This is a genomic window from Sphingomonas sp. LHG3443-2, assembly GCF_049896405.1.
Taxonomy (GTDB): domain Bacteria; phylum Pseudomonadota; class Alphaproteobacteria; order Sphingomonadales; family Sphingomonadaceae; genus Sphingomicrobium.
This window is the reverse complement of record NZ_JAFCUG010000001.1, coordinates 56,383-79,709: the sequence shown is the minus strand read 5'-3', so window position 1 is coordinate 79,709 and position 23,327 is coordinate 56,383. Positions and strand designations below refer to the sequence as shown.

Annotated in this window: 20 protein-coding genes; 10 read left to right on the top strand and 10 right to left on the bottom strand. The window is 66.4% G+C overall.

Features of this window, described 5'->3' with window-relative positions; genetic code table 11:
• Positions 1–212: 212 nt before the first annotated feature.
• The 3 genes from ACP69Z_RS00305 to ACP69Z_RS00295 all read right to left on the bottom strand — a co-directional run bounded on the left by ACP69Z_RS00305 (position 213) and on the right by ACP69Z_RS00295 (position 1,328).
• The gene (locus ACP69Z_RS00305) at positions 213–416 is read right to left on the bottom strand and encodes a hypothetical protein (protein WP_426265565.1); all 204 of its coding nucleotides are present in this window, start codon (positions 414–416) and stop codon (positions 213–215) included.
• Between the two features lie 71 nt (positions 417–487).
• Positions 488–673 (bottom strand): hypothetical protein, encoded by a 186-nt coding sequence (locus ACP69Z_RS00300; RefSeq protein ID WP_426265564.1) that lies wholly within the window; start codon positions 671–673, stop codon positions 488–490.
• A gap of 100 nt (positions 674–773) precedes the next feature.
• A complete protein-coding gene (locus tag ACP69Z_RS00295; RefSeq protein WP_426265563.1) occupies positions 774–1,328 on the bottom strand; it encodes a PEPxxWA-CTERM sorting domain-containing protein in 555 nt (184 codons plus the stop codon).
• 320 nt (positions 1,329–1,648) lie between these two features.
• Here ACP69Z_RS00295 and ACP69Z_RS00290 point away from each other — a divergent pair, with 320 nt between their 5' ends.
• From ACP69Z_RS00290 to groL, 3 genes are all read left to right on the top strand, one after another.
• Positions 1,649–3,040 carry an MATE family efflux transporter gene (locus ACP69Z_RS00290; RefSeq protein ID WP_426265562.1) on the top strand — a complete coding sequence of 464 codons (1,392 nt, stop codon included), beginning with the start codon at positions 1,649–1,651 and terminating at the stop codon, positions 3,038–3,040.
• A gap of 99 nt (positions 3,041–3,139) precedes the next feature.
• Positions 3,140–3,427, top strand: coding sequence for a co-chaperone GroES (gene groES, locus ACP69Z_RS00285; protein ID WP_426265561.1), 288 nt, complete (start codon positions 3,140–3,142; stop codon positions 3,425–3,427).
• Positions 3,428–3,477: 50 nt separating this feature from the next.
• Positions 3,478–5,121: a chaperonin GroEL gene (gene groL / locus ACP69Z_RS00280; protein ID WP_426265560.1), complete on the top strand. Its 1,644-nt coding sequence runs from the start codon at positions 3,478–3,480 to the stop codon at positions 5,119–5,121.
• 68 nt (positions 5,122–5,189) lie between these two features.
• Here the strand turns inward: groL and ACP69Z_RS00275 are convergent, their stop codons facing one another.
• Entirely contained in the window at positions 5,190–5,816 is a 627-nt protein-coding gene (locus tag ACP69Z_RS00275; RefSeq protein WP_426265559.1) for a hypothetical protein, read from the bottom strand.
• 102 nt (positions 5,817–5,918) lie between these two features.
• Positions 5,919–6,194, bottom strand: coding sequence for a hypothetical protein (locus ACP69Z_RS00270; protein ID WP_426265558.1), 276 nt, complete (start codon positions 6,192–6,194; stop codon positions 5,919–5,921).
• Positions 6,195–6,394: 200 nt separating this feature from the next.
• Between ACP69Z_RS00270 and ACP69Z_RS00265 the strand changes: the two genes are divergently transcribed.
• The 5 genes from ACP69Z_RS00265 to ACP69Z_RS00245 all read left to right on the top strand — a co-directional run bounded on the left by ACP69Z_RS00265 (position 6,395) and on the right by ACP69Z_RS00245 (position 13,997).
• Positions 6,395–7,363, top strand: coding sequence for an ArsR/SmtB family transcription factor (locus ACP69Z_RS00265; protein ID WP_426265557.1), 969 nt, complete (start codon positions 6,395–6,397; stop codon positions 7,361–7,363).
• Complete coding sequence (gene metF / locus ACP69Z_RS00260) at positions 7,360–8,304, top strand: methylenetetrahydrofolate reductase [NAD(P)H] (protein WP_426265556.1); 945 nt, start codon at positions 7,360–7,362, stop codon at positions 8,302–8,304. The genes ACP69Z_RS00265 and metF overlap by 4 nt, the downstream gene beginning before the upstream one ends.
• On the top strand, positions 8,301–9,347 hold the full coding sequence (locus ACP69Z_RS00255) for a homocysteine S-methyltransferase family protein (RefSeq protein ID WP_426265555.1): 1,047 nt from the start codon (positions 8,301–8,303) through the stop codon (positions 9,345–9,347). The genes metF and ACP69Z_RS00255 overlap by 4 nt, the downstream gene beginning before the upstream one ends.
• The gene (gene metH / locus ACP69Z_RS00250) at positions 9,344–11,935 is read left to right on the top strand and encodes a methionine synthase (protein WP_426265554.1); all 2,592 of its coding nucleotides are present in this window, start codon (positions 9,344–9,346) and stop codon (positions 11,933–11,935) included. Before ACP69Z_RS00255 ends, metH begins: the two co-directional genes overlap by 4 nt.
• A gap of 64 nt (positions 11,936–11,999) precedes the next feature.
• Positions 12,000–13,997 carry a protein-disulfide reductase DsbD family protein gene (locus ACP69Z_RS00245; RefSeq protein ID WP_426265553.1) on the top strand — a complete coding sequence of 666 codons (1,998 nt, stop codon included), beginning with the start codon at positions 12,000–12,002 and terminating at the stop codon, positions 13,995–13,997.
• A 1-nt stretch (position 13,998) separates the two neighbouring features.
• On the opposite strand, the gene ACP69Z_RS00240 is transcribed toward ACP69Z_RS00245, so the two are convergent.
• Positions 13,999–15,648 (bottom strand): amidohydrolase, encoded by a 1,650-nt coding sequence (locus tag ACP69Z_RS00240; protein ID WP_426265552.1) that lies wholly within the window; start codon positions 15,646–15,648, stop codon positions 13,999–14,001.
• 53 nt (positions 15,649–15,701) lie between these two features.
• Here ACP69Z_RS00240 and ACP69Z_RS00235 point away from each other — a divergent pair, with 53 nt between their 5' ends.
• Positions 15,702–16,916 carry a threonine ammonia-lyase gene (locus tag ACP69Z_RS00235; RefSeq protein WP_426265551.1) on the top strand — a complete coding sequence of 405 codons (1,215 nt, stop codon included), beginning with the start codon at positions 15,702–15,704 and terminating at the stop codon, positions 16,914–16,916.
• Between the two features lie 4 nt (positions 16,917–16,920).
• Here the strand turns inward: ACP69Z_RS00235 and ACP69Z_RS00230 are convergent, their stop codons facing one another.
• Positions 16,921–17,487 (bottom strand): hypothetical protein, encoded by a 567-nt coding sequence (locus tag ACP69Z_RS00230; RefSeq protein ID WP_426265550.1) that lies wholly within the window; start codon positions 17,485–17,487, stop codon positions 16,921–16,923.
• Complete coding sequence (locus tag ACP69Z_RS00225; RefSeq protein ID WP_426265549.1) at positions 17,484–19,055, bottom strand: PAS domain-containing protein; 1,572 nt, start codon at positions 19,053–19,055, stop codon at positions 17,484–17,486. The genes ACP69Z_RS00230 and ACP69Z_RS00225 overlap by 4 nt, the downstream gene beginning before the upstream one ends.
• 285 nt (positions 19,056–19,340) lie before the next feature.
• Here ACP69Z_RS00225 and katG point away from each other — a divergent pair, with 285 nt between their 5' ends.
• Positions 19,341–21,578, top strand: coding sequence for a catalase/peroxidase HPI (gene katG, locus ACP69Z_RS00220; RefSeq protein WP_426265548.1), 2,238 nt, complete (start codon positions 19,341–19,343; stop codon positions 21,576–21,578).
• Between the two features lie 45 nt (positions 21,579–21,623).
• On the opposite strand, the gene ACP69Z_RS00215 is transcribed toward katG, so the two are convergent.
• Positions 21,624–22,517, bottom strand: coding sequence for a hydrogen peroxide-inducible genes activator (locus tag ACP69Z_RS00215; protein ID WP_426265547.1), 894 nt, complete (start codon positions 22,515–22,517; stop codon positions 21,624–21,626).
• A gap of 187 nt (positions 22,518–22,704) precedes the next feature.
• Positions 22,705–23,283, bottom strand: coding sequence for a TetR/AcrR family transcriptional regulator (locus ACP69Z_RS00210; RefSeq protein WP_426265546.1), 579 nt, complete (start codon positions 23,281–23,283; stop codon positions 22,705–22,707).
• Between the last annotated feature and the right edge of the window lie 44 nt (positions 23,284–23,327).

The following is a 23,327-nucleotide window of genomic DNA, read 5'->3' as shown; positions in this document are numbered from 1 at the left end:
GGCCTCGCTGGGGCAGATCATCGCTGTCACTTGCCCGGTGCTTGCTAGCGTCAGCGCCTGCGCATGCTGCTTCGACACGGTGCGATGACGCGGCGATCCCCCCCCCCGAAGACTGACCTGCGCCATCCATGAGGGTGGCCACTACCCGCTAAGCCCTGCGCGACGAACCGGCTCTGCAGACCATCGGACTACTCGCACGACCGGCGACCAGCTTACTTCGACGGCCGCGTCTCTTCGTCCTGCTTGTTGGCGCGCTTCTGCCCGGCGGCTTTTGCTGCCTCGTCCGTCAGTCGCCGGCCCGTCTCCAGCGCAGCGTCAGGGGTGAGCGCAACGTCGACATGATCGGGCCCATCAACAATGACGCGCCCTTCCTCCGCCACTACGTCGCTCGGCTTGTCGTAGGTTTCTTTGCTCATGCGAGGCTCAGCGCCGTTCGCTGGGAGGCGTTCCGCTGATTACGCGACCGAGACGAACGCGGGGTGGCTGCTCAGCCCTGAAGCGGCTCGTTCTCCAGGTCGCTCGGGCGGGCGAGGCGGCCTGCCAATGCTGCCTCATAAGCTTCGGCCATTTCCAGCAGTCGATTGCGCAACTCTCTGTTGGAGCTTTGCGCAACAAGGCCGCGGCACCGTTGCGCCTGCACCATGAGATGGAGGCTCCACTCCCCGTCGCTCACTTGCGTTTCTCCCAAGCTTTCGATGCAGCGCAAAGAGAAATGGCCCGGCCTATGCGGCCGAGCCATTTGCTTCGTGTTCAAGGCAGTTGCCTGGAGTCGATCAGGCGACCTGCATCAGCACGTTGGAGCGACGGCGGCGCATCGATGCGCCGATCCCGCCGAATCCGAGCAACATCAGGGCCCAGGTGCCTGGCTCGGGTACTGCACTCCGCACGCCGAAGAATGCAATGTGCGACAGGCCTTGCCGACCGGCGGTTTGCCAAGTGTTTGAGCCGAGATACTGATACAGAACGAACTCATTACCGGCCTTCACCGCGTAATATTCGATCGTATATCCTGGCAAACTGAACGTGCCGCTGTTTCCGCCGGCGCCCGTGATAGAACCAAACGATCCGAAGTTCGGTGCGTCCGAGGCCGTGATCCAATTCAACGTGATGTCCGGGTTCATGAGTGCATTGTACGCGGCCTCGGCATTCTTGTAGCTATTTACATTGGTCGGATCGGGATTCTCCTGAATGTTACCCGAAAACAGGCAACCCTGTGCGTCGCCGTCCGTGACGGAGTCGCACGAGCCCACCACGATCGTGGACGCGGTAGCCGGCGATGCAACCATGGCGACAGCAAGTGCAGCCACGGCAATGATAGTCTTGCCCATCTGTCGTCCCCTTGACGTATTTTGCCCAATGCCCGCAGCGCGACTCACCCAAGCCCGAGCATTAACCACTTATTAAACAATTATGTTGGTAGAGTCTAACGGGAGTAGGATCGTTTTAGGACGTTCATCGTTTACTTGGGTTAGTTTATCGAGAGCGCGGGGCGCCGCGACCAGCAGAAAACGGCCAAATAGATGATAAGTCTGCAACGCCGCGCGAGCTGTTTCGTCTTAATAGAAAGGGTTAACGGGCGGCAATTCGCTGCCTGTCGAGAGGCCGCTCGGATGTGGCTCTCCGCAGCGCGGCGGGCTAAGCGGCGCCGATGCCGACGCTTCCCACCGCTCCCCGATCAACCCGCGAGGAAGCTGCCGCCACCTTTGCGCTTGCCTGGCCGCTGATTCTTTCCAACCTCGCGGCGAACGCGATCACGACCACCGACGTGCTGCTGCTCGGCCGGCTCGGACCCGAAGCGCTTGCCGCCGCGGCGCTGTCGGTGAACCTCTATAACCTGCTGCTGTTCACCGGTGTGGGGTTGTCGGTCGCCATCTCGCCGATGATCGCCGCCGCGCTTGGCCGGCGGAAAGGCGCGGCGCGCGACAGCCGGCGGAGCTTCCGCATGGGGTTGTGGCTGGTCACCTTGTACGCGCTTGCCGGCACCGCCCTACTGTTCTTTGCCGAGCCATTGTTTCTCCTGATGGGGCAGGATCCCGCGCTCAGCCGCTCGGCAGGCGCTTTCATGGGTGTTCTGCAATGGGCGCTGTGGCCGACCCTGCTCGGCTTCCTGATGCGCAACCTCCTGACCGCCTTCAACCGCGCCTGGGTGCCGCTGGTGGTCGCGCTCGGCGGCGTGGGGCTCAACGCCTTTCTCAATTACGGCCTGATCTTCGGTCACTTCGGCTTTCCCGCACTCGGCATGGAAGGGAGCGCGCTGGCGACAGTGATCACCAATGTCGCGATGCTTGCCTTTCAGATCGTCGCCGCGCTTCGCCTGCCGCGCCTCAAGATGATGCACCTGTTCGGCCATTGGTGGCGCCCCGACTGGAGCCGCTTCCGCGAGCTGGCGAAGCTTGGCATTCCGATCAGCCTGACCTGGAGCTTCGAAGTCGGCGTATTCAGCGCCGCGGTCTATCTCATGGGCCTGATCGACACGACCAGCGTCGCCGCCCACGTCATTGCGCTGCAGCTTGCGGCCTTGATGTTCATGGTTCCGCTCGGCCTTGCGCAGGCGGCGACGGTGCGGGTCGGTTACGGCCACGGCGCGGGTGATCGCCTCTGGGTGACACGCGCGGGGCGGGTCGCCATTGCTTTTGCGCTGGCCTTTGCGCTCGCTTCGGCGCTGATCATGTGGCTGTTCCCCCGGCCGCTCGCCGCGTTGTTCCTCGACATGAGCAAGCCCGAAAGTGCAGCCGTGCTCGCGCTTGCCGTCCAATTCCTGCTCATCGCCGCCGTGTTCCAGCTGGCGGACGGGGCGCAGGTGGTCGGCGCCTCGATCCTGCGTGGGCTTCACGACACCCGGGTGCCGATGTTCTATGCCGCCTTCGGTTATTGGGCGGTCGGGATCGGGGTCGGCGCCTGGCTGGCGTTCGAGACGCCGCTGCGAGGGCGCGGGATCTGGATCGGACTGGCGCTCGGCCTCGCGATCGTGGCGGTGCTGATGCTGTGGCGCTGGTCGCGCCGCGAAAAGCTCGAACTGGTTTCCGCCGTGGCCCATTGACGTTCCGTAAGCCCCAACACATATGCCGGCCGACGCTGGCACTCTCCCCAAGTGAGTGCCAGCGGAACCATTCACAGAGCAACCATAAGAGGGGCTAACATGGCTTTCAGGCCGCTTCACGATCGAGTTCTGGTCCGCCGGACCGAAGCCGAGGAAAAGACCGCCGGCGGGATCATCATTCCCGACACCGCCAAGGAAAAGCCGCAGGAAGGCGAAGTCGTCTCGGTCGGCACCGGCGCGCGCAACGACCAGGGCGTGGTCACCCCGCTCGAGGTCAAGGCCGGCGATCGCATCCTGTTCGGCAAGTGGTCGGGCACCGAGGTCAAGGTCGACGGCGAGGACCTGATCATCATGAAGGAAAGCGACATCCTCGGGATCGTCGGCTGACCTTTCGCCACCACCAGTTTCAAACATTCAAGATCTGAAAGGGTAGCCACATGGCAGCCAAGGACGTGAAATTCAGCCGCGACGCGCGTGAGCGCATTCTGCGCGGCGTCGACATCCTCGCCGACGCGGTCAAGGTCACGCTGGGGCCGAAGGGCCGCAACGTCGTTATCGACAAGAGCTTCGGCGCGCCGCGCATCACCAAGGACGGCGTCACCGTCGCCAAGGAAATCGAGCTCAAGGACAAGTTCGAGAACATGGGCGCGCAGATGCTGCGCGAAGTGGCCTCGAAGACCAACGATCTCGCCGGCGACGGCACCACCACCGCCACCGTGCTTGCCCAGGCGATCGTTCGCGAGGGCATGAAGTCGGTTGCGGCCGGCATGAACCCGATGGACCTGAAGCGCGGCATCGATCTTGCCGTCACCAAGGTCGTCGAGGACATCAAGGCGCGCTCCAAGCCTGTCGCCAACAGCCAGGAAGTCGCCCAGGTCGGCATCATCTCGGCCAACGGCGACCGTGAAGTCGGCGAAAAGATCGCTGAAGCCATGGACAAGGTCGGCAAGGAAGGCGTCATCACCGTCGAAGAGGCCAAGGGTCTCGAGTTCGAGCTGGACGTCGTCGAAGGCATGCAGTTCGATCGCGGCTACCTGTCGCCTTACTTCATCACCAACCCGGAGAAGATGCAGGTCGAGCTTAGCGACCCCTACATCCTCATCCACGAGAAGAAGCTCAGCAACCTGCAGGCGATGCTTCCGATCCTCGAAGCCGTGGTCCAGAGCGGTCGCCCGCTGCTGATCATCGCCGAGGACATCGAAGGCGAAGCGCTGGCGACCCTGGTCGTCAACAAGCTGCGCGGCGGCCTCAAGGTCGCGGCCGTCAAGGCGCCGGGCTTCGGTGATCGCCGCAAGGCGATGCTCGAGGACATCGCGATCCTGACCGGCGGTGAGATGATCTCGGAAGATCTCGGCATCAAGCTCGAGAACGTCACGGTCGGCATGCTCGGCACCGCCAAGCGCGTCACCATCGACAAGGACAACACCACCATCGTCGATGGCGCTGGTGACAAGTCCGGCATCGAAGGCCGCGTCGGTGCGATCCGTCAGCAGATCGAAGTCACCACCAGCGACTACGACCGTGAGAAGCTCCAGGAGCGTCTCGCCAAGCTCGCCGGCGGTGTTGCCGTGATCAAGGTCGGCGGTTCGTCCGAGGTCGAGGTGAAGGAGCGCAAGGACCGCGTCGACGACGCGCTGCACGCGACCCGCGCCGCGGTCGAGGAAGGCATCGTCCCCGGCGGCGGTACGGCCCTGCTGTACGCCACCAAGGCGATCGAAGGCCTCAAGGGCGAGAACGACGACCAGACCCGCGGCGTCGATATCATCCGCAAGGCGCTCTACGCGCCGGTCCGCCAGATCGCGTCCAACGCCGGTCACGACGGTGCGGTGATCTCGGGCAAGCTGCTCGACGGCAATGATTCGAACCTCGGCTTCAACGCCCAGACCGATACCTACGAGAACCTGGTTCAGGCCGGCGTGATCGACCCGACCAAGGTCGTCCGCACTGCGCTTCAGGATGCGGCTTCGGTCGCCGGCCTGCTGATCACCACCGAAGCGGCGGTGAGCGAGCTTCCGGACGACAAGCCCGCAGCCGGCGGCATGCCCGGCGGCATGGGCGGCATGGGCGGCATGGACTTCTAAGTCCGGTTACCTACGCGAAGAAAGGGAAGGGCCTCGGCAGATGCTGCCGGGGCCTTTTTCTTGTGCTGCTACTCCAGCACTCCGTCAGGACGTCGCACGCGACCGCCCTGGAAGCCGGCCGTCTTCCGTATCGCCGGCCAGTCTTCCATCCGGTCGGTCCCGAAGGTGAAGGACAGCAAAGCAGTTGGCTTTTCCGAGCGGCCGGGCTGGGTCGAATGAAGGAACTGATCGCCGAAGATCAGCGCCTCACCTGCGCGGTAATCGTACGTTCGTGTTTCCCCCAACAGGGTCTTGAAGACGAGGCCAAACCCTGGGGTCGGCGGCCCGATCGGGGTCAACAAGGTAAAGGCCTGGTTGTTCGTGCCGACCCAATCGGTGTGAAAGTCCGCTTCGCTGCATTCGCTACGCGTAACTACGAAACCCTGATACAGCCGCACGTCTCGGTCGACCGCGATATAGTCGGCGACATGTCTTGCAACGTCCATGCGGTCGAACGCGGTCTGGAAGCGGTCATAGCTCGTTTCTTCGGCCGCCGAGATCCAGCGAATGTCGCTCGACCAAGGTGGCCGCTCGACATGGTAGGACGCAGGCAAAAGCTCTCCCGCGAGATCGGCGAAACCGGCAGCAATGGACGGATCGACTGCGACCCTCATCACATTGGGCGCCACCCAGTCGGGATCGAGAAAATGCTTCACCGCCCCACCATGTCCGCGTTCGGGGCGAAGCTCAACCAACAAGAAAGGGCCGCCCGGTTTCCCGGACGGCCCTCCCTTTGCCTTGATCAGGCGTCGTAGGTCTTACTGACCCGCGACGTTGTCCTGGCCGTTGGCGACGTCTTCAGCGGCATTCTCGATCGAGTTGCCGGCGTTCGACAGGCTGTTGCCAGCGGCGTCGAGAGCGTTGTCGGCAGCGACGCCGAGGTTCTCGGTGCCGGCAATCGCCGAGTTGGTGTCAGCCGCAGCTTCGGTCTCGATGGTGTTCTCGGTCGAAACGGCGTTGTCGGCCGCATTGTCCTGGCAAGCAGCGACGGTGAGACCCAGAACCGCAACGGCGGCGATAGCGATCTTCTTCATAACGGTTTCCATCCCTATGTTTTCGGGTCCTTTCCTCCCTTGAGACGAGGTCCGGTACCCAAGCGACCCGCCTATATTTAGGTCTGGCCAGCGCGCGGATTTAGGTGAGGCAAGAGCCCAGCGCAATTCTCTTTTGCGACGAACCGTTTTCGGGCACTCCGTGGCTTGCTCATATAAAGATATCTTTATATCGTTATGTCATGACCATCCCGCTTCCCCTGGCCGACTTGTTCCAGGCGCTGGCCGACCCCAGTCGCTTGCGGCTGCTGGCGTTGCTGAAGGAGATGGAGCTGACCGTGGGCGAGCTTGCCCAAGTGCTGGCCCAAAGCCAGCCGCGGGTCAGCCGGCACCTCAAGATCCTGGCCGATGCCCGGCTGGTCGAGCGGCGCAAGGAAGGCAGCTGGGTGTTTCTCCAGCTCGGGGACCCGAAGCTGGTCGATGGACTGGCCGCCTTCTGGGACGCCGCCGCCGATCCTGTCACCACCCGCCAGTTCGCCGCCGACCGCGCGCGCCTCACCGCGGTGCGCGCCGACCGGGCCGAAGCCGCGGCGCGCTATTTCGCTGCCCATGCCGCCGAGTGGGACCAGATCCGCTCGCTCCATGTCGCGGACGCGCAGGTCGAGGACGCGATTCGCGAGGCGCTTGGCGATGGTCCGATCGGGCAACTCGTCGACATCGGCACCGGCACCGGCCGGATGATCGAATTGTTCGGCACCGCCGCGACCCGCAGCATCGGCATCGACCGCTCGACCGAAATGCTCCGCCTTGCGCGGGTCAAGCTCGAGGAAGCCGGCGTGGAGGCCGTCTCGCTTCGCCAGGGTGACATGTATGCCCTGCCGCTGCCGGATGGAGAGGCCGATGTCGTGCTGCTCCACCAGGTGCTGCATTATGCCCAGTCGCCCGCCGCCGCGATCGTCGAGGGGGCGCGGCTGCTGCGGCCGGGCGGGCGGCTGCTGATCATCGATTTCGCGCCGCACGAGCGCGAGGAATTGCGCGACACGGCGCAGCATGCGCGCCTCGGCTTTGCCGATGAGGCGGTGCTCGGCTGGCTCGGCGCGGCCGGGCTGGACGGCAAGGTCGTCCGTCACCTCGAAGGCGGGGAACTTACCGTTACTCTCTGGGCCGGCGTCCGCCCGCCCCGCATCGATCAGGAAAGGAGGGCCGCATGACGAGCGCCCCCGCATTCGCCCCCGTGCCCGTGCCTGCCACCGAGCCGCCGCCCCTGTTCGCCCATGCCCGCGGCGACATCGACGTCAGCTTTGAATTCTTTCCGCCCAAGACCGACCCGATGAACGAGACGCTGTGGCGCTCGATCCAGATGCTGGAGCCGCTGCAGCCGCGGTTCGTCTCGGTTACGTACGGCGCCGGCGGATCGACCCGCGAGCGGACCCACCAGACCGTGTCGCGCATCGTTCGCGAGACCAGCTTGCCGGCCGCCGCGCACCTCACTTGCGTCGACGCAAGCAAAGCCGAGATCGACGAGATCGCGCGCGCGTATTGGGAGGCTGGTGTGCGCCATATAGTCGCCCTGCGCGGCGATCCGCCGGAGGAGGGCCGCGACTATGCCCCGCATCCAGACGGCTATACCAATGCCGCCGATCTGGTCGCCGGGCTCAAGAAAATCGCCCCGTTCGAGATCAGCGTCGCCTGCTATCCCGAGGTTCATCCGCAGGCCGACTGCCCCGACAGCGACCTCGACAATCTGAAGCGCAAGATCGACGCGGGGGCGACCCGCGCGATCAGCCAGTTTTTCTTCTCGGCCGATAATTTCTTCCGCTTCCGCGACCGTGCGGCGGCGGCAGGGATCGACGCCGAGATCGTCCCCGGCATCCTGCCAGTCAGCAATGTCGCGCAGACCCGCAAGTTCGCCGGCCTGTGTGGCGCGGCCATTCCCCCGTGGATGGACCGGATGTTCGAGGGCCTCGACGCGCTGCCCGCCGCCCGCCAGCTGATCGCCGCCACCGTCGCGGCCGAACTCTGCGGTCAGCTCTATGCTGGCGGCATCCGCCACTTCCACTTCTACACGTTGAACAGGGCCGAGCTTGCATATGCCATCTGTCACCTGCTCGGCGTGCGTGCGCCGTGCGAAGCCGCGGAGGCCATCAAATGAGCGCGCGTGAGGCCCTGCGCGATGCGGCCGCCCAGCGCATCCTCATCATCGACGGCGCCTTCGGAACCGAGATCCAGAACCGCGGCCTTGCCGAAGCTGATTACGCTGGCGCGCTCGGCCTCGGCCACGATCAGCGCGGCAACAACGACATTCTGGCGCTGACCCGGCCCGACGTTCCCGAAGCCATCCACCGCGCGTATTTCGACGCTGGCGCCGACATCGCCGAAACCAACACCTTCTCGGCCAATCGTATCAGTCAGGCCGACTATGGCGCCGAGCATCTCGTCCGCGAGATCAATCTCGAAAGTGCCCGCATCGCCCGCCGCGTCGCCGATGAATTCGAGGCGCGGGACGGCCGCCGCCGCTTCGTCGCCGGTGCGATCGGGCCGACCAACAAGACGCTGTCGCTGTCACCCGACGTCAATGACCCCGGCTTTCGCGAGATCGATTTCGACACGCTGAAGGACGTCTACCGCGAGCAGATCGACGCGCTGGTCGAGGGCGGCGTCGACTTCATCCTGATCGAGACGATCTTCGACACGCTGAATGCCAAGGCCGGGATCAAGGCGGCGCTCGAGGCCGGCGAAGCACTCGGCCGCGATCTGCCGATCATGCTGTCGATGACGATCACCGACCTCAGCGGTCGCAACCTGTCGGGCCACACCGTCGAGGCCTTCTGGCACGCCGTCCGCCACGCGCAGCCGGTGACGATCGGGCTCAACTGCTCCTTCGGCGCCGAGCAGCTTCGCCCGCATGTCCGCACGCTCGCCGATAGCTGCGATGCGCTGGTGATGATCTATCCCAACGCCGGCCTGCCGAACGACCTCGGCGCGTATGACGAGAAGCCGGAAACCACCGCCACCCTCGTCGGTGAGTGGGCGAAGAGCGGGCAGGTCAACATCCTTGGCGGCTGCTGCGGCTCCACCCCGGCGCACATCCGCGCCATCGCCGATTTCGTGCGCGATCTTCCTCCACGCGCGCTTCCGCAAGTGCCCGTAAAGACCCGGCTCGCCGGGCTCGAACCCATGGTGATCGCCGCGTGAATTCCGTTTCTTCCGGGTCGTCCTTCGTCAACATCGGCGAGCGGACCAATGTCACCGGCTCGGCCAAGTTCAAGAAACTGATCCTCGCCGGCGATTACGACGCGGCGGTCGAGGTCGCGCGCGACCAGGTCGAGAACGGCGCGCAGGTGATCGACGTCAACATGGACGAGGCGCTGCTCGACGGCGAGCTTGCCATGACGACGTTCCTGAAACGCATCGCCGCCGAGCCCGACATCGCCCGCGTGCCGGTGATGATCGACAGCTCGAAGTGGAGCGTGATCGAGGCGGGCCTGAAGTGCGTGTCGGGCAAGCCGATCGTCAATTCGATCAGCATGAAGGAAGGTGAGGAGCCGTTCCTCGCCCAGGCCCGCGCTTGCATGGCCTATGGCGCTGCGGTCGTGGTCATGGCCTTCGACGAGGTCGGGCAGGCCGACACCGCTGCGCGCAAGATCGAAATCTGCGAGCGCGCCTACAAATTGCTCACCGGCATCGGCTTCCCGCCCGAAGACATCATCTTCGACCCCAACGTCTTCGCCGTCGCGACGGGGATCGAGGAGCATAACCGCTACGCAATCGACTTCATCGAGGCGCTGCGCGAGATCAAGCGCCGCTGCCCGCACGTCCACTTCTCGGGCGGCCTGTCGAACCTGTCGTTCTCCTTCCGCGGCAACGAGCCGGTGCGCCGCGCGATGCACTCGGTATTCCTGTATCACGCCATCCCCGCCGGGCTCGACATGGCGATCGTCAACGCAGGCCAGCTCGACGTCTATGACGCGATCGACCCCGAGCTGCGCGACGCCTGCGAAGACGTCATCTTCGATCGCCGTCCCGATGCAACCGAGCGGCTGATCACGCTGGCCGAACGCTTCCGCGGCACCGACGCGGCGGTCGAGATCCAGGAAGCCGCGTGGCGCAGCTGGCCGGTCCGCGAGCGCCTTGCCCACGCGCTGGTCAAGGGCATCGACGCGCACGTCGTCGACGATACGGAGGAAGCGCGCCACACCGTCAAGCGCCCGATCGAGGTGATCGAAGGGCCACTGATGGACGGCATGAACATCGTCGGTGACCTGTTCGGGTCGGGCAAGATGTTCCTGCCGCAGGTGGTGAAGTCCGCGCGCGTCATGAAGAAAGCCGTCGCCCACCTGCTCCCCTTCATCGAGGCCGAAAAGGTCGCGGGCGAAAGCGCCGGCAAGGGCAAGGTCGTGATGGCCACCGTCAAGGGCGACGTTCACGACATCGGCAAGAACATCGTCGGCGTGGTCCTCGCCTGCAATGGCTTCGAGGTGATCGACCTTGGCGTGATGACTCCGTGGCCCAAGATCCTCGAAGCGGCGAACGAGAATGGCGCCGATATCATCGGCCTCTCGGGTCTCATCACTCCCTCGCTCGACGAAATGGTCACCGTCGCCGAAGAGATGGAGCGCGCGGGCATGACCCGGCCGCTGCTGATCGGCGGCGCCACCACCAGCCGGGCGCACACCGCCTTGCGCATCGCGCCGCGCTATTCCGGTCCGGTTATCCACGTCCTCGACGCCAGCCGCGCGGTAGGCGTTGCGGGGGCGCTGGTCAGCGACGGCCCGCAGCGGCAGGACCTCATCGGCCGCACCGCCAGCGATTATCAGCAACTGCGCGAGCAGCGCGAAGGGCGTGGGCAAAGCGACCTCGCCGACCTTGCGGATGCCCGCGCCAATCGCTTCGACGGTGACGCTGCGGGACCCTCGCCGAAGCCGCTGCGTCCCGGCCTCCACCGCTTCGACCGCTGGAGCCTGGCCGACCTCCGCCGCGTCATCGACTGGACACCTTTCTTCCGCGCCTGGGAGCTGCATGGCGTCTACCCCGCGATCCTCGATGACCCGGTGGTCGGCAAGGAAGCCCGCACTCTCTTCCACGATGCCGAGGCGATGCTCGACCGGATTATCGAGGAAGGCTGGCTTCAGGCTCGCGGCGCGGTCGGCCTGTGGCCCGCGCACCGCGAGGGCGACGACATCGTCTCCGGGGCCACGCGCCTGCCAATGCTCCGCCAGCAGATCCGCAAGCGCGAAGGCCGGCCCAACATGTGTCTCGCCGACTTCATCGCCGAAGAGGACGACTGGCTGGGCGGCTTCGCGGTCGCGATCCACGGCATCGAACCGCACCTCGAACGCTTCCAGGCGGACAAGGACGACTACAGCGACATCATGCTGAAATCGCTTGCCGACCGTCTCGCCGAAGCCTTCGCCGAACGGCTGCACCAGCATGTCCGCACCGAGCTATGGGGTTACGCCCCCGACGAGAACCTCTCGAACGAGGAGCTGATCAAGGAGCGCTACCGCGGCATCCGCCCGGCGCCCGGCTATCCGGCGTGCCCCGAACACAGCCTCAAGCCTCTGCTGATGGAGTTGCTCGGCGGCGACGCGGCGGGCATCCGGCTGACCGAAAGCTTCGCCATGCTGCCGGCCTCGGCGGTTTCCGGCTTTTACTTCGCCCATCCGGACAGCGCCTATTTCGGTGTGGCGCGGATCGGGCAGGACCAGCTTGAGGATTATGCCGAGCGGCGTGGGGTCGACATCGACACTGCTGCCCGCTGGCTGCGGCCGAACCTGGACTGAGCCGCCGCTACGGCCAAGTGGGTCACTTCGCTTGGCGCGCACGATGCCGTAGAGAGCGACGCGAATGCTCCGCTTCTTCGCTTTTCTCCTCGCCCTGATCCTCGCCATGCCCGCCGCCGCCCAGCTCGGCAGCGGGCAGCGGCATATGGGCCTTGCACTGGTCGCCGAAGGTCCTGCGGTGCCGGGGCAGGAGGTCGAACTCGCGCTGGTCATGACTCCGGAGAAGGGCTGGCACGGCTATTGGGAGAACCCGGGCGACGCCGGCAAGCCGATGACGGTGGAATGGCAGCTTCCGCAAGGCACGACCGTCGGGCCCTTGCGCTACCCGGTCCCGACGCGGCTGGTCGTCGCGGAGCTCATGAACCACGTGTTCAAGGGGCCCTATGCCGTCCTGACGCGTCTCAAGGTTCCGGCGAATGCCACTGGCACGCTGCCGATCCGCGCCAGCCTCGATTACCTCGTCTGTACAGATGAAGTGTGCGTGCCCGAACGCGGGGAGGTCTCGCTCGACCTGCCTGTCGGTACCGGCCAGACTGATCCCCGCTTCGATGACTGGCGGGCCAAGCTCCCGCAGCCCCTTGGATCTCCCGCCAGCTACGCCGTCGCCGGCAACCGGCTCGAGGTCGCCATTCCGCTGCCGCAGTCGGTCGCGGTCACCACGCCCTATCTTTATGCGATCACCGGCGACGCAGTGCGCTATGCCGATGCGCAGCGCTTCCGCCGCACCGCCGACCGCCTGATCGCCGAGCTTCCGCTGGACGCGGCGCCAGCCGGCCGATTCGAAGGTGTCATCGACCTCGGCACCGGCCGTGCCCTGCGCTTCGCCGCCGCGCCGGGCCCGGTACCCGAGGGCGGAAGCGCGGTTGGCGGAGGAGAGACATGGCGCCTGCTGCTGTTCGCCTTCATCGGCGCAGTGGTCGGCGGCCTGATCCTCAACCTCATGCCGTGCGTTTTCCCGATCCTGGCCCTGAAAGCGCTGGCGCTGGCGCGGGCCGGCGGCGAGGAGCAGGAAGCACGAGCCGATGCGCTCGGCTATACGGCCGGCGCGATCGTCGGGACCGGCGCGCTGGGCGCCGTTCTGCTGGCGCTGCGTGCGGGCGGAAGTGCGGCCGGCTGGGCGTTCCAGTTGCAGGACCCGCGAACGATCCTGCTGCTGTTCCTGCTTGCGGTCGCGATCACCTTCAACCTCCTCGGCCTGTTCAAGCTTCCGGTGCTCGGCGGCGAGAGCAATCCGCGCGGCGGGTTCGCGACGGGCGCGCTCGCCGCGTTCGTCGCCACGCCTTGCGCGGGGCCGTTCATGGGCGCGGCACTGGGCACCGCTTTGCTGCTGCCGGCGGCGGGTGCGTTGCTGGTCTTTGCGGGCCTCGGGCTCGGCCTCGCGCTGCCGTTCCTGCTGCTCGCATTCGTGCCCTCGCTGCGCAAGCGGTTGCCCAAGCCCGGGCCGTGGATGGCGCGGCTTCAGCGCATCCTTGCCGTGCCGATGGCGCTGTCGGCGCTCGCCGCGCTGTGGCTGCTGTGGCGGCAAGGAGGGACGAGCGGGTTGCTGCTTGGGCTGGTTTCGGCCGTTCTGCTCGGCGTGGCGCTGGTGCTGGCGGGGCGTCGGCAGGGCAGGGGGGAGGCCGCCTTGGCCGCTCCGGTCGTCGCCTTGCTGTTGCTGGTCGCCGTGCCTCTCTTTGGCATCGGCCGGGGTGAAATGGCAGTCACGCAGCGCGGCAATGCCGGCGAAGCGTGGAGCGAGGCAAAGGTCGCCGCCGCGCGGGCCGCAGGCCGCCCGGTGTTCGTCTACTTCACCGCCGACTGGTGCCTCAGCTGCAAGGTCAACGAAGCCAGCACCATCGACCGCGAGCCCGTCCGCGACGCGCTCAAGGCGGCGGGAGCCGAGGTGCTGGTCGCCGATTGGACCAACGCCGATCCGGCCATCACCCGCTTTCTCGACAGTCGCGGTCGCGGGGCGATCCCGCTCTACCTCTGGTATGCGCCGGGCGCGGCCGAGCCTGAGGAGCTTCCGCAGGTGCTGACCCCCGCAATGCTGATCGAGCGGGCTGGAGCCGTGAAGCGTTAGGTCACCCGCGCTCGGGTGTGACAGCGCTCTTTTTTTCCCACACCTTCTGACCTGCGATCCAAGTCTCTAGCACCTGCGTCCGCGCCAGATCATGCGCCGACACCGCCGCCGGATCGCGGTCGACGAGGATGAAGTCCGCCTGCTGCCCGACGTCGAGCCCGCCCATCTGCGCTTCGGCAAAGCTTGCCCACGCCGCGTCTCGGGTGAAGCCGGCGAGTGCCTGGCCGAGGCTCAGCCGCTCCTGCGGCCGCCATCCGCCGGCCGGCTGATCGTCGAGGCCTTGGCGGCTGATCGCTGCGGCAAGGCCAGGGAAGGGGTTCGGATCCTCAACCGGGAAGTCGGAACCGAGCGGCACGCGCACGCCGCTCCTGGCCAGCGTCTGCCAGGCATAAGCGCCGCCAAGCCGGCCTTGCCCGAGCCGGGCTTCGGCCATCAGCCGGTCGCTGGTCTGATGCACCGGTTGCATCGAAGGCACGACCTTGCCCGCGGCGAAGCGCTTCAAGTCAGGCACGTCGATGATCTGCGCATGTTCGACGCGGCAGCGCTTATCGCCGGTGCCGCAGCCGACCGCGGCAAAGGCCGACAAGACCATTTCGTTCGCCGCATCGCCGATCGCGTGCACCGCTACTTGCCGGTTCAGCGCCAGCGCGGCGGCGGCCTGCACCCGCAACTGTTCGGGCGTCAGCAGCGGCAGGCCGCGGGTGCCGGGTGCGTCGGCATACGGTTGCTTCAGCCACGCGCCGCGCGAGCCGAGCGCGCCGTCAGCATAGAGCTTCACGCCGGTCACCTTGAGCAGCATCGCGCGCTCTTCCAGCCCGGCGGCGCCGGGTTTCTGCGAATCCAGCAGCACGCCCTGGCTGGCATAGGAGAAGATCCTCAGCTTGAGCGTGCGGTCACGCTCGGCCCGGTTCATCGCCTGAAAGTCGGCAAGGCTGGTCCCCATGTCGGCCGCGGCGGTCAGCCCGCGCGACAGCAAGGCTTCCTGCGCGCGGAGCAGCGCCGCGTCCTGCATCGCCGGCGTCGGTGCAGGCACATGCCGATCCACCAGCGCGGTCGCAGCGTCCACGAACAGGCCGTTCTCGATCTTGCCTCCGCTCGGCGCAGGGGTGCTGCCCGTCACTCCTGCCGCCGCCAGCGCCGCGCTGTTCCCGACCGAGGCATGGCCATCGACCCGCTCCAGCCACACCGGGCGGTCCTTCACCACCGCGTCGAGGTCGGCGCTGGTCGGGAAGCGCTTGTCGGCCCACAATTCCTGGTTCCAGCCGCGCCCGGTGATCCACGGGAGGGTAGGGTTGGCTGCGGCATAATTGCGCAGCCGCTGCTGCAACTCCGCCAGGCTGCGCGTGCCGGTGAGGTCGAGCTGCCCAAGCGCCAGGCCGTACCCCATGACATGCCCGTGGGCGTCGATCAGCCCCGGCATCAGCACCTTGCCGCTGCCGTTCAGCACCCGCGTGCCTGCCGGCAGCTTGAACATCTCGCCATGCAGCACGCGCTTCACCTTGCCGTCGTCGCCGATCAGCAGGCCGGTGAAGCGTTCGATCTTGCGATCCGCTGTTGCGCGCACGCCTTTGACGTTGGTGACGAGGAGATCGGCCGAGGCTGGCGCGGCGGCGAGGAGGGCGAGTGCGGCGCCAAGGAGAAGCGTCTTCATGGCGCTGGACTAGCATTGTGGGGGCGCGAGGGAAGGGGTAGCGCGGCAGGAACATGACACCGCCCCAGATCGCCGACATCCGCACCGCTGCCGAGCGCATCGCCGGCGCCGTGGTCCGCACACCGTTCCTGAAAAGCCGGACCTTGTCCGAGATCATCGGCGCCGAAGTCTGGCTGAAGTTCGAGAACCTGCAGTTCACCGCCGCCTACAAGGAACGCGGGGCACTCAATAAATTGCTGCAGCTGACCGACGACGAGCGCGCCCGCGGAGTCATCGCGGCAAGCGCCGGCAATCATGCGCAGGCGGTCGCCTACCACGGCCGCCGGCTCGGCATCCCGGTGACCATCGTCATGCCGACCTCGACCCCGCTGATGAAGGTCGCGCAGACCGAGGAGCATGGTGCGCGGGTGGTGCTTCACGGCGACCGTTTCGATGATGCTTATGCCCGTGCCCGCGAGATCGAAGCGGCCGAGGGCCTCGTGTTCGTTCATCCGTTCGACGATCCCGCCATCGTTGCCGGCACCGGCACCATCGCGATTGAGATGCTCGAGGTCGAACCGGAGCTCGACACCCTGGTGGTCCCGATCGGCGGTGGCGGCCTGATCAGCGGGATGGCGATCGCCGCCCGCTCGCTGAAGTCGGGGATCGAGATCGTCGGGGTCGAGGCCGAACTCTACCCGTCAATGAAGAATGTCGTCGAAGGCGGTGCGGGCGCGATCGGCGGCGACACGCTGGCCGAAGGTATTGCGGTCAAGGAACCGGGCACGCTCACCCGCGCGATCATCAAGGATCATGTCGACCGGATCGAGCTCGTCTCCGAACGCGACCTCGAACATGCCGTGGCGCTGCTTGCCTCGATCGAGAAGTCGGTTGTCGAGGGCGCAGGCGCCGCCGGGCTTGCCCACCTGCTTGCCGCCCCCGAAGCTTACAAGGGCCGCAAAGTCGGCACCGTGCTGTGCGGCGGCAATATCGACACCCACCTCCTCGCCAACGTGCTGATCCGCGAGCTGGTCCGCTGCGGCCGGATCGCGCGGCTGCGCATCGGGGCGCAAGACCGGCCGGGTGCGCTCGCCGCCATCACCGCCTGCTTCCACGAGGCAGGCGTCAACATCATCGAAACCAACCACCAGCGTATCTTTTCCAAGCTGCCGGCCAAGGACACGGTGATCGAGGTCGAGTGCGAGGCCCGCGACGCCGAGGCGATTGAGGCGCTTGTCCAGCGGCTCGAGGGCAAAGGCTTCAGCGTCACCCGCGCTGCGCTGGACTAAGCGCTTAGGCGGCGCCTTCGCGTTCGCAGATCGCAATCTGCAGCAGCATCGTGCCCGTTGCGAGAAAGCTCAGCGCCAGGATCCACGAAAAGCTGGCGACAAGGTCGCTGGTCGTCCCGAACAGCGCAACGATGATGCTGGCGAGCGGCAGGCCGAGGATCAGGATCGCTCCCAGTGCAAGATCGGTCGCGGCGGCGATTCCCGTCCAGCGCCGCACTTGTGAGCCGTGAGCTTGCACCGTCGCCGCGACCAGCAGGCAGACGCGCAGCAGCAGCCAGAAGGTGATCACCGTGATGTTAGGCAGGAAGCGGGTTTCTTCTCGCGCCAGGAACATCGCGCCCGCCGCCATGGTCACGAGCCCGGCAAGGGTTGAGGGCAGCCGCGCCGCCCGCCGCCCGGTCGCGGCAATCAATTCCAGCAGCCCGGCAATCAGCAGCAATTCGCCGACCACCAGCGCGCCGCTCGACGCCGCCACTTCGGGCAGGAGCAGGGCGCCCAGCGCCAATAGCAGGATCAGGCCTCCGCAAAGCGCCGTCATGCGGGCGCGCCGCTGGTCGGGTGTGGCGGTCATCTCGGCAGAGTAACAAGATCGGACGAGCCCGGTTCCGCGCCCCCGTGTCCGCCGCTGCCCGCTTCTCCCGCGGGCTGCGTAGGTACAGCCACCGAACGGTCGAGCGGGATCTGCATGATCGCCTTGAGGCCGCTTGCTGCCCAGTCGAGCCGCAGCGTTCCGCCAAGCTGGCGCTCGATGCTGCTGTGGATGAGACGGCTGCCAAAGCCTCGGCGGCTGCCCTGCGTCCGCGGCTTCACCGGTGGGCCGCCGCGCTCCTCCCAGCGGAGGTCCAGCAACGCGCCGTCCGTCACCTCCCACCGCACCTCGAGTTCGCCCGCCGTGACCGACAGCGCGCCGTATTTTGCGGCGTTGGTAGCAAGCTCGTGAATGACCAGCGCCAGGCTTTGTGCCGCTGCGGGCTTCAGCAGGAGTGGCGGGCCGGTCAGGGTGACGGCGCTCTGCACATTTCCGCAGTAAGGAGCCAGCTCCTCGACCAGCACCCGCTCGAGGTCCGCGCCTTCCCACCGCGATGCGGCGAGCATGCTGTGGGCGCGGCCGAGCGCCTGGATCCGACCTTCGATCGCTGCCTTGAAGTCGGGCAGGGTCTCGGCGCGGGTGAGCGAGACCACCGACTGCACCACCGCAAGCAAATTCTTGGCCCGGTGGTCGAGTTCGCGGCTGAGCAGCTTTTCGCGCTGCTCCGCCTCGCGCGCGGCGGAAATGTCGGTCGATACACCGACCACCCCGATCACGTCGCCCGAGCGATCCCGAAGCGGGCTTTTCAGCGTCTGATAGATGCGCGCCTTGCCGTCGCCCCCGGTGAACACCTCTTCAAGGTCCTGGGTTGCCCCGGACGCCAGCACCAGCCGGTCGGTCGCCTGAAGCACCTCGGCTTCGGCAAGGTTCGGGTTCCACTCGGCATCGGTCTTGCCCAGCATGTCGGCGCTGCCAAGGCCAGTCAGCTCTTCGAGCGCGCGGTTACAATAGAGCATGCGCCCGTCGCGATCCTTGGCGTAGATGATGCTCGGCGTGGAGCTTCCGATCATCTCCAGCAGGTTCGCGGTCTGCCGCAACCGATCCTCGGCAACCCGCTTGTCGTGGATCTTCTCCACCGCGCCCACCCAGCGCGAGATCAAGCCATCGGCGTCCGGTTGCGGAAAGGCGCGTGCGCGGAACCAGCGAAATTCGCCATCGGCCATGCGCAAGCGGAACGACTGATCGTAAGGCTGGCCGCTTGCCACGGCCTCCCGCCAGCCCCTGACCACTACCTCGCGATCTTCGGAATGGATGATCTCGATCCAGTCGGGCTCCGCGCTTCGGGCGAAGTCCAACCCGGTCCAATCCTCCCATCGGCGGCTGATCTGCACCAGATGGCCCCCAGCGTCCGTGATGAAGGTTGCCTGCACCGGCAGGTCGACGAGCTGGCGGAAGCCTTCTTCGCTGCGGGCAAGCGCCTGCTTGACCCGGCTGGTCCGCAGCATGGCGAGGTAGAACAACGCGCCGAGGCAGGGTAGGCCGAGCCAGCGCTCAGGGCCTTCTGCGGCGATTGCAAGAAGGCAGCCGACCAGCCCCACGCCAGCCAGCACGCTTTCCCATCTTGCGAGGGCATGACCCTCCGCTGCGCCTTTCCGATCCACCGGAGCGAGCCCCCACTCACGCCACCCCTGCCGAGTCGCAGGACCTTAAGCCCCGAAGGTCTCATGCCTTTTCCGGCAGGGCAACGTCTGGGAGCCGACACGGACCGATCCTTGCCGGCTCGCGCAATCGGAATTTCCGCTCAGTCCGGCGAGAATGATTTGTTTGGGCGCCCTTCCGCGCAGAGCTAGGAGAGCATCACGAATCCCAATCACACTCGCGAGGAGCCAGTACACATGGACGCAAAAACCGGCGAACTTTCCGGCGGCTGCCCTTACCAGTCAAGCAAGGCGCGCTCGCTGCTGGGGCGGCAGAACAAGGATTGGTGGCCCGAAGCGCTGCCGGTCGACATGCTGCACCAGAACGGCGTATCGCCCGACCCGCTCGGCTCCGACTTCGACTATGCCGAGGCGTTCAATGCGCTCGACTACAATGCGCTGAAGGCCGACCTCACCGCGCTGATGACCGACAGCAAGCCGTGGTGGCCGGCGGATTATGGCCATTACGGACCCTTTATGATTCGCATGGCCTGGCATGCCGCCGGCACCTACCGGGTCACCGACGGCCGCGGCGGCGCCAACAGCGGTCAGCAGCGGTTCGAGCCGCTCAACAGCTGGCCCGATAACGGTAACCTCGACAAGGCCCGCCGCCTGCTTTGGCCGATCAAGCAGAAGTACGGCAAGAACATCAGCTGGGCCGACCTGTTCATTCTCGCCGGCAACGTCGCCATTGAAAGCATGGGCGGGCCGGTGTTCGGCTTCGCCGGCGGGCGCCGCGACGTGTTCCAGAGCGAGGGCGACACCTTCTGGGGCACCGAGGAGCTGTGGGTCGATCAGGGCGCCGAGACCCGCATCACCGAGGAACTGCCGGAGCTGGAAGGCCCGCTTGCGGCGATCCAGATGGGTCTCATCTACGTCAACCCGGAAGGCCCAGGCGGCAATCCCGACCCGCTGCAATCGGCCCGCGACATGCGCGCGACCTTCAGCCGCATGGCGATGAACAGCGAGGAAACCGTCGCGCTGACCGCCGGCGGCCATGCCTTCGGCAAGGCGCACGGTGCCAAGCCGTCCGAGCGCTTCGGCAAGAGTCCGGCGTCGGAGTCGGTGCACCTGCAGGGTCTCGGCTGGCTGACCGACGAGGAAGACATCGGCAAGGGCCACATCACCACCAGCGGGATCGAAGGCGCCTGGTCCAACAACCCGACCAAGTGGGGCGGCGACTATTTCCGCCTGCTGTTCAAGTATGACTACGAGCTGGTCGAGAGCCCGGCCGGTGCCAAGCAGTGGCAGCCGGTCAATCCCGATCCCGAGGACATGGCTCCCGACGCGCGCGACCCCAACAAGCGCGTGCCGACCATGATGACTACCGCCGACATGGCGCTGAAGATGGATCCGGAATTCCGCGCCATCTCCGAGCGCTTCCGCGACGATCAGGCCGCGCTCGACGACGCCTTTGCCCGCGCCTGGTTCAAGCTGACCCACCGCGACATGGGGCCGAAGATCCGTTACCTCGGGCCGGAAGTGCCGGAAGAGACGCTGATCTGGCAGGATCCGGTGCCGGAAGGCCGCGACCCCAGCAAGGCTGAGGTCGAGCGGTTCAAGGAAGCGATCCTCAACGCGGGCATGACCATCGGCCAGTTGGTCAAGACCGCCTGGGCGTCGGCTTCGACCTATCGCCGGTCGGATCATCGCGGCGGCGCCAACGGCGCGCGCATCCGCCTCGATCCGCAGGTCAATTGGGAGGTCAACGAGCCGGGCGAGCTCAAGACCGTCCTCGCCAAGATCGACGAGCTGCGCGGTGAGCTCAGCATGGCGGATGCCATCGTGCTCGCCGGCTCGGCCGCGGTCGGCAAGGCGGCGCGCGACGCCGGCTTCAACGTCACCGTGCCCTTCACCGGTGGTCGGGGCGACGCGACGCAGGAGTGGACGGATGTCGACAGCTTCAAGTGGATGGAGCCGCAGTCGGACGGCTTCCGCAACTATCTGAAGACGCGCCAGCCGGTGCGGACGGAAGAGTTGCTGCTCGACCGCGCTGCCCTGCTCGGCCTGTCGGCGCCCGAGATGACGGCGCTGGTCGGCGGCCTGCGCGTACTCGGTGCCAATCACGGCGACCGGGCCGAAGGCGTGTTCACCGACCGCAAGGGTCAGCTGACCAACGACTTCTTCGTCAACCTGCTCGACAACGACACCTTCTGGGAACTGGTCGACACGTCGAGCGACGAGGAGTTCATCGGCTTCACCCGCGCCGGCAAGACGCCGAAGTGGAAGGCCACCCGTACCGACCTTATCTTCGGCTCCAACTCGCAGCTTCGCGCCACTGCCGAAGTCTATGCCGAGAAGGGCAATGAAGAGCTGTTCGTGCAGCACTTCATCAAGGCCTGGGTCAAGGTCATGAACGCCGACCGCTTCGACCTGCTGCCGGCCAAGAAGGTCTCCGCCGATCAGGCGGGCGACGCTTCCTACGTCGGCGCGTAAGCACTGATAACTCCGGCGCAGGTCCGCCTGCGCCGGAGCTTTCTCCTATCGAAGTCTACGAAGCTCTGCGGCCAGGAGCCGGAACTCCGGCTCACGCGCGCTGCCTTTGCGCCAGATCAGCGCAATCTCGCGCCGCGCTTCGTTCGATACCAGCGGTCGAGCTTCGACCGTGGTGCCTTCCAAGAGCCCGGCCTCCACCGCCATCTCCGGCACCAGCGTCACGCCCAGCTTGTTGTCGACCATCTGCACCAACGTGTGCAGGCTCGTTCCCAGCATCATTGCCGAGGCGCGCAGCTCGGGCCGGCTGCACGCCGCCAGCGCATGATCCTTCAGACAATGCCCGTCTTCGAGCAGCAGCATCCGGCTGGCGCTGATCTCCTCGGGCCGCACGTCGTCGCCGACCACTTCGCCTTCGGCCGAGGCGACCAGCAGCCGATCCTCGAACAGCACCTCCGAAGCGATCTCCCCGCAGTCGAACGGCAGCGCCAGGAGGGCGCAATCGACCGCGCCGCGTTGGAGGCCGTCGCAAGCCGCCCCGCTCGGCTCCTCGCGCAGGAACAGCTTGAGGCTGGGATGCTCGGCGCGCAGGCGGGGCAGGAGCGGGGGCAGGAGGAACGGGGCGATGGTCGGGATGACCGCCATCCGCAGTTCGCCCGTCAGCGGTTCGCGCTCAGCCTCGGCCATTTCGGCCAGTTCCTCGGCGGAACGCAGGACCAGCCGCGCCTTGGTCACGATCCGCTCGCCGAGCGGCGTGAACCGCATCACCCGGCGCGAGCGCTCCACCAGCGTCGAGCCGAGCAGCGTCTCCAGCTCCCGGAGCGAGGCCGACAAGGTCGACTGCGTGATGAAGCAGCTCTCGGCCGCGCGGCCGAAATGCTCATGGTCGTGCAGCGCGACCAGATATTGCAATTGCCGCAAGGTCGGGAGGAATGTGGTCATCGGCCCAATCGATCAATGCGGACGCCTTAAGTCATTTGATTGTTGAAGGCAAAGCACCCATATGGGACATAACGGAGCGCTCTGGTTCCCCTGTCGGACCGCTCCGGGCCGCCGCTGCTCGACAATGTTTCGGTCTTCCCCCCTTGGACCAGCGTTTCGCGGCGGCGGCCAGCTTTCCCGCTTTCCGTCAGTCCCGCAGCGGGCTTCCCGCCAGTGCCTCGATGGTGGTCGCCGCCACTTCGCGGATCGCGCCGCGGTCCAGGCCGCAGGCCCGCGCAACCTCTTCACCCGCCAGGCTGTCGCCGATCGCCAGCAAGGTGAGTGCCAGCGTCATCCTGTCGACCGGCCGGGTATCGCCAAGCGCGCGCATGGTGCGGATGATCCGCTCGATCGTCGAGATGACCGGCTCCAGTGCCTCGCGCTGGCGGGTCAGCGCCACCCAGCCGATCAGCTCGCCCGCGCCCTCGCGGCGAAAGGCTTCGAACATGGCGTCGACCACGTCACGCTCGGTCGCCTGGCCGGCTCGGCGCTGCTGGATCACGCCTTCGATCGAGGCAGCGACGGTTTGCGCGATATCCTCGGCCAGGGCGCGCTGCAGCCCGGCAGCGCTGCCGAAATGATGGAGCAGGTTGGCGTGGGTCCGCCCGACCCGTTTCGCCACCGCCTGCAGCGTCACCGCGGCCGCCCCTTCGCTCTTCAGCAGCGCGCGCGCGGCCGCCAGCGCTGCGCCGCGGCTTTCCTCGGGCGAGACCCTTTTCCGGACCAATGGGCTTATTGACATTCTTGTAAGCAGTCGCCAGTTGGAATCAC

Excerpts from the sequence above, each read along its gene's own strand:
- ACP69Z_RS00295 (WP_426265563.1), bottom strand. The coding sequence starts at position 1,328 with ATGGGCAAGACTATCATTGCCGTGGCTGCACTTGCTGTCGCCATGGTT.
- ACP69Z_RS00230 (WP_426265550.1), bottom strand. The coding sequence starts at position 17,487 with ATGACCGCCACACCCGACCAGCGGCGCGCCCGCATGACGGCGCTTTGC.
- groES (WP_426265561.1), top strand. The coding sequence starts at position 3,140 with ATGGCTTTCAGGCCGCTTCACGATCGAGTTCTGGTCCGCCGGACCGAA.
- ACP69Z_RS00235 (WP_426265551.1), top strand. The coding sequence starts at position 15,702 with ATGACACCGCCCCAGATCGCCGACATCCGCACCGCTGCCGAGCGCATC.
- groL (WP_426265560.1), top strand. The coding sequence starts at position 3,478 with ATGGCAGCCAAGGACGTGAAATTCAGCCGCGACGCGCGTGAGCGCATT.
- ACP69Z_RS00270 (WP_426265558.1), bottom strand. The coding sequence starts at position 6,194 with ATGAAGAAGATCGCTATCGCCGCCGTTGCGGTTCTGGGTCTCACCGTC.
- ACP69Z_RS00255 (WP_426265555.1), top strand. The coding sequence starts at position 8,301 with ATGAGCGCGCGTGAGGCCCTGCGCGATGCGGCCGCCCAGCGCATCCTC.
- ACP69Z_RS00265 (WP_426265557.1), top strand. The coding sequence starts at position 6,395 with ATGACCATCCCGCTTCCCCTGGCCGACTTGTTCCAGGCGCTGGCCGAC.
- ACP69Z_RS00305 (WP_426265565.1), bottom strand. The coding sequence starts at position 416 with ATGAGCAAAGAAACCTACGACAAGCCGAGCGACGTAGTGGCGGAGGAA.
- ACP69Z_RS00245 (WP_426265553.1), top strand. The coding sequence starts at position 12,000 with ATGCTCCGCTTCTTCGCTTTTCTCCTCGCCCTGATCCTCGCCATGCCC.
- katG (WP_426265548.1), top strand. The coding sequence starts at position 19,341 with ATGGACGCAAAAACCGGCGAACTTTCCGGCGGCTGCCCTTACCAGTCA.
- ACP69Z_RS00240 (WP_426265552.1), bottom strand. The coding sequence starts at position 15,648 with ATGAAGACGCTTCTCCTTGGCGCCGCACTCGCCCTCCTCGCCGCCGCG.
- ACP69Z_RS00290 (WP_426265562.1), top strand. The coding sequence starts at position 1,649 with ATGCCGACGCTTCCCACCGCTCCCCGATCAACCCGCGAGGAAGCTGCC.
- ACP69Z_RS00215 (WP_426265547.1), bottom strand. The coding sequence starts at position 22,517 with ATGACCACATTCCTCCCGACCTTGCGGCAATTGCAATATCTGGTCGCG.
- metF (WP_426265556.1), top strand. The coding sequence starts at position 7,360 with ATGACGAGCGCCCCCGCATTCGCCCCCGTGCCCGTGCCTGCCACCGAG.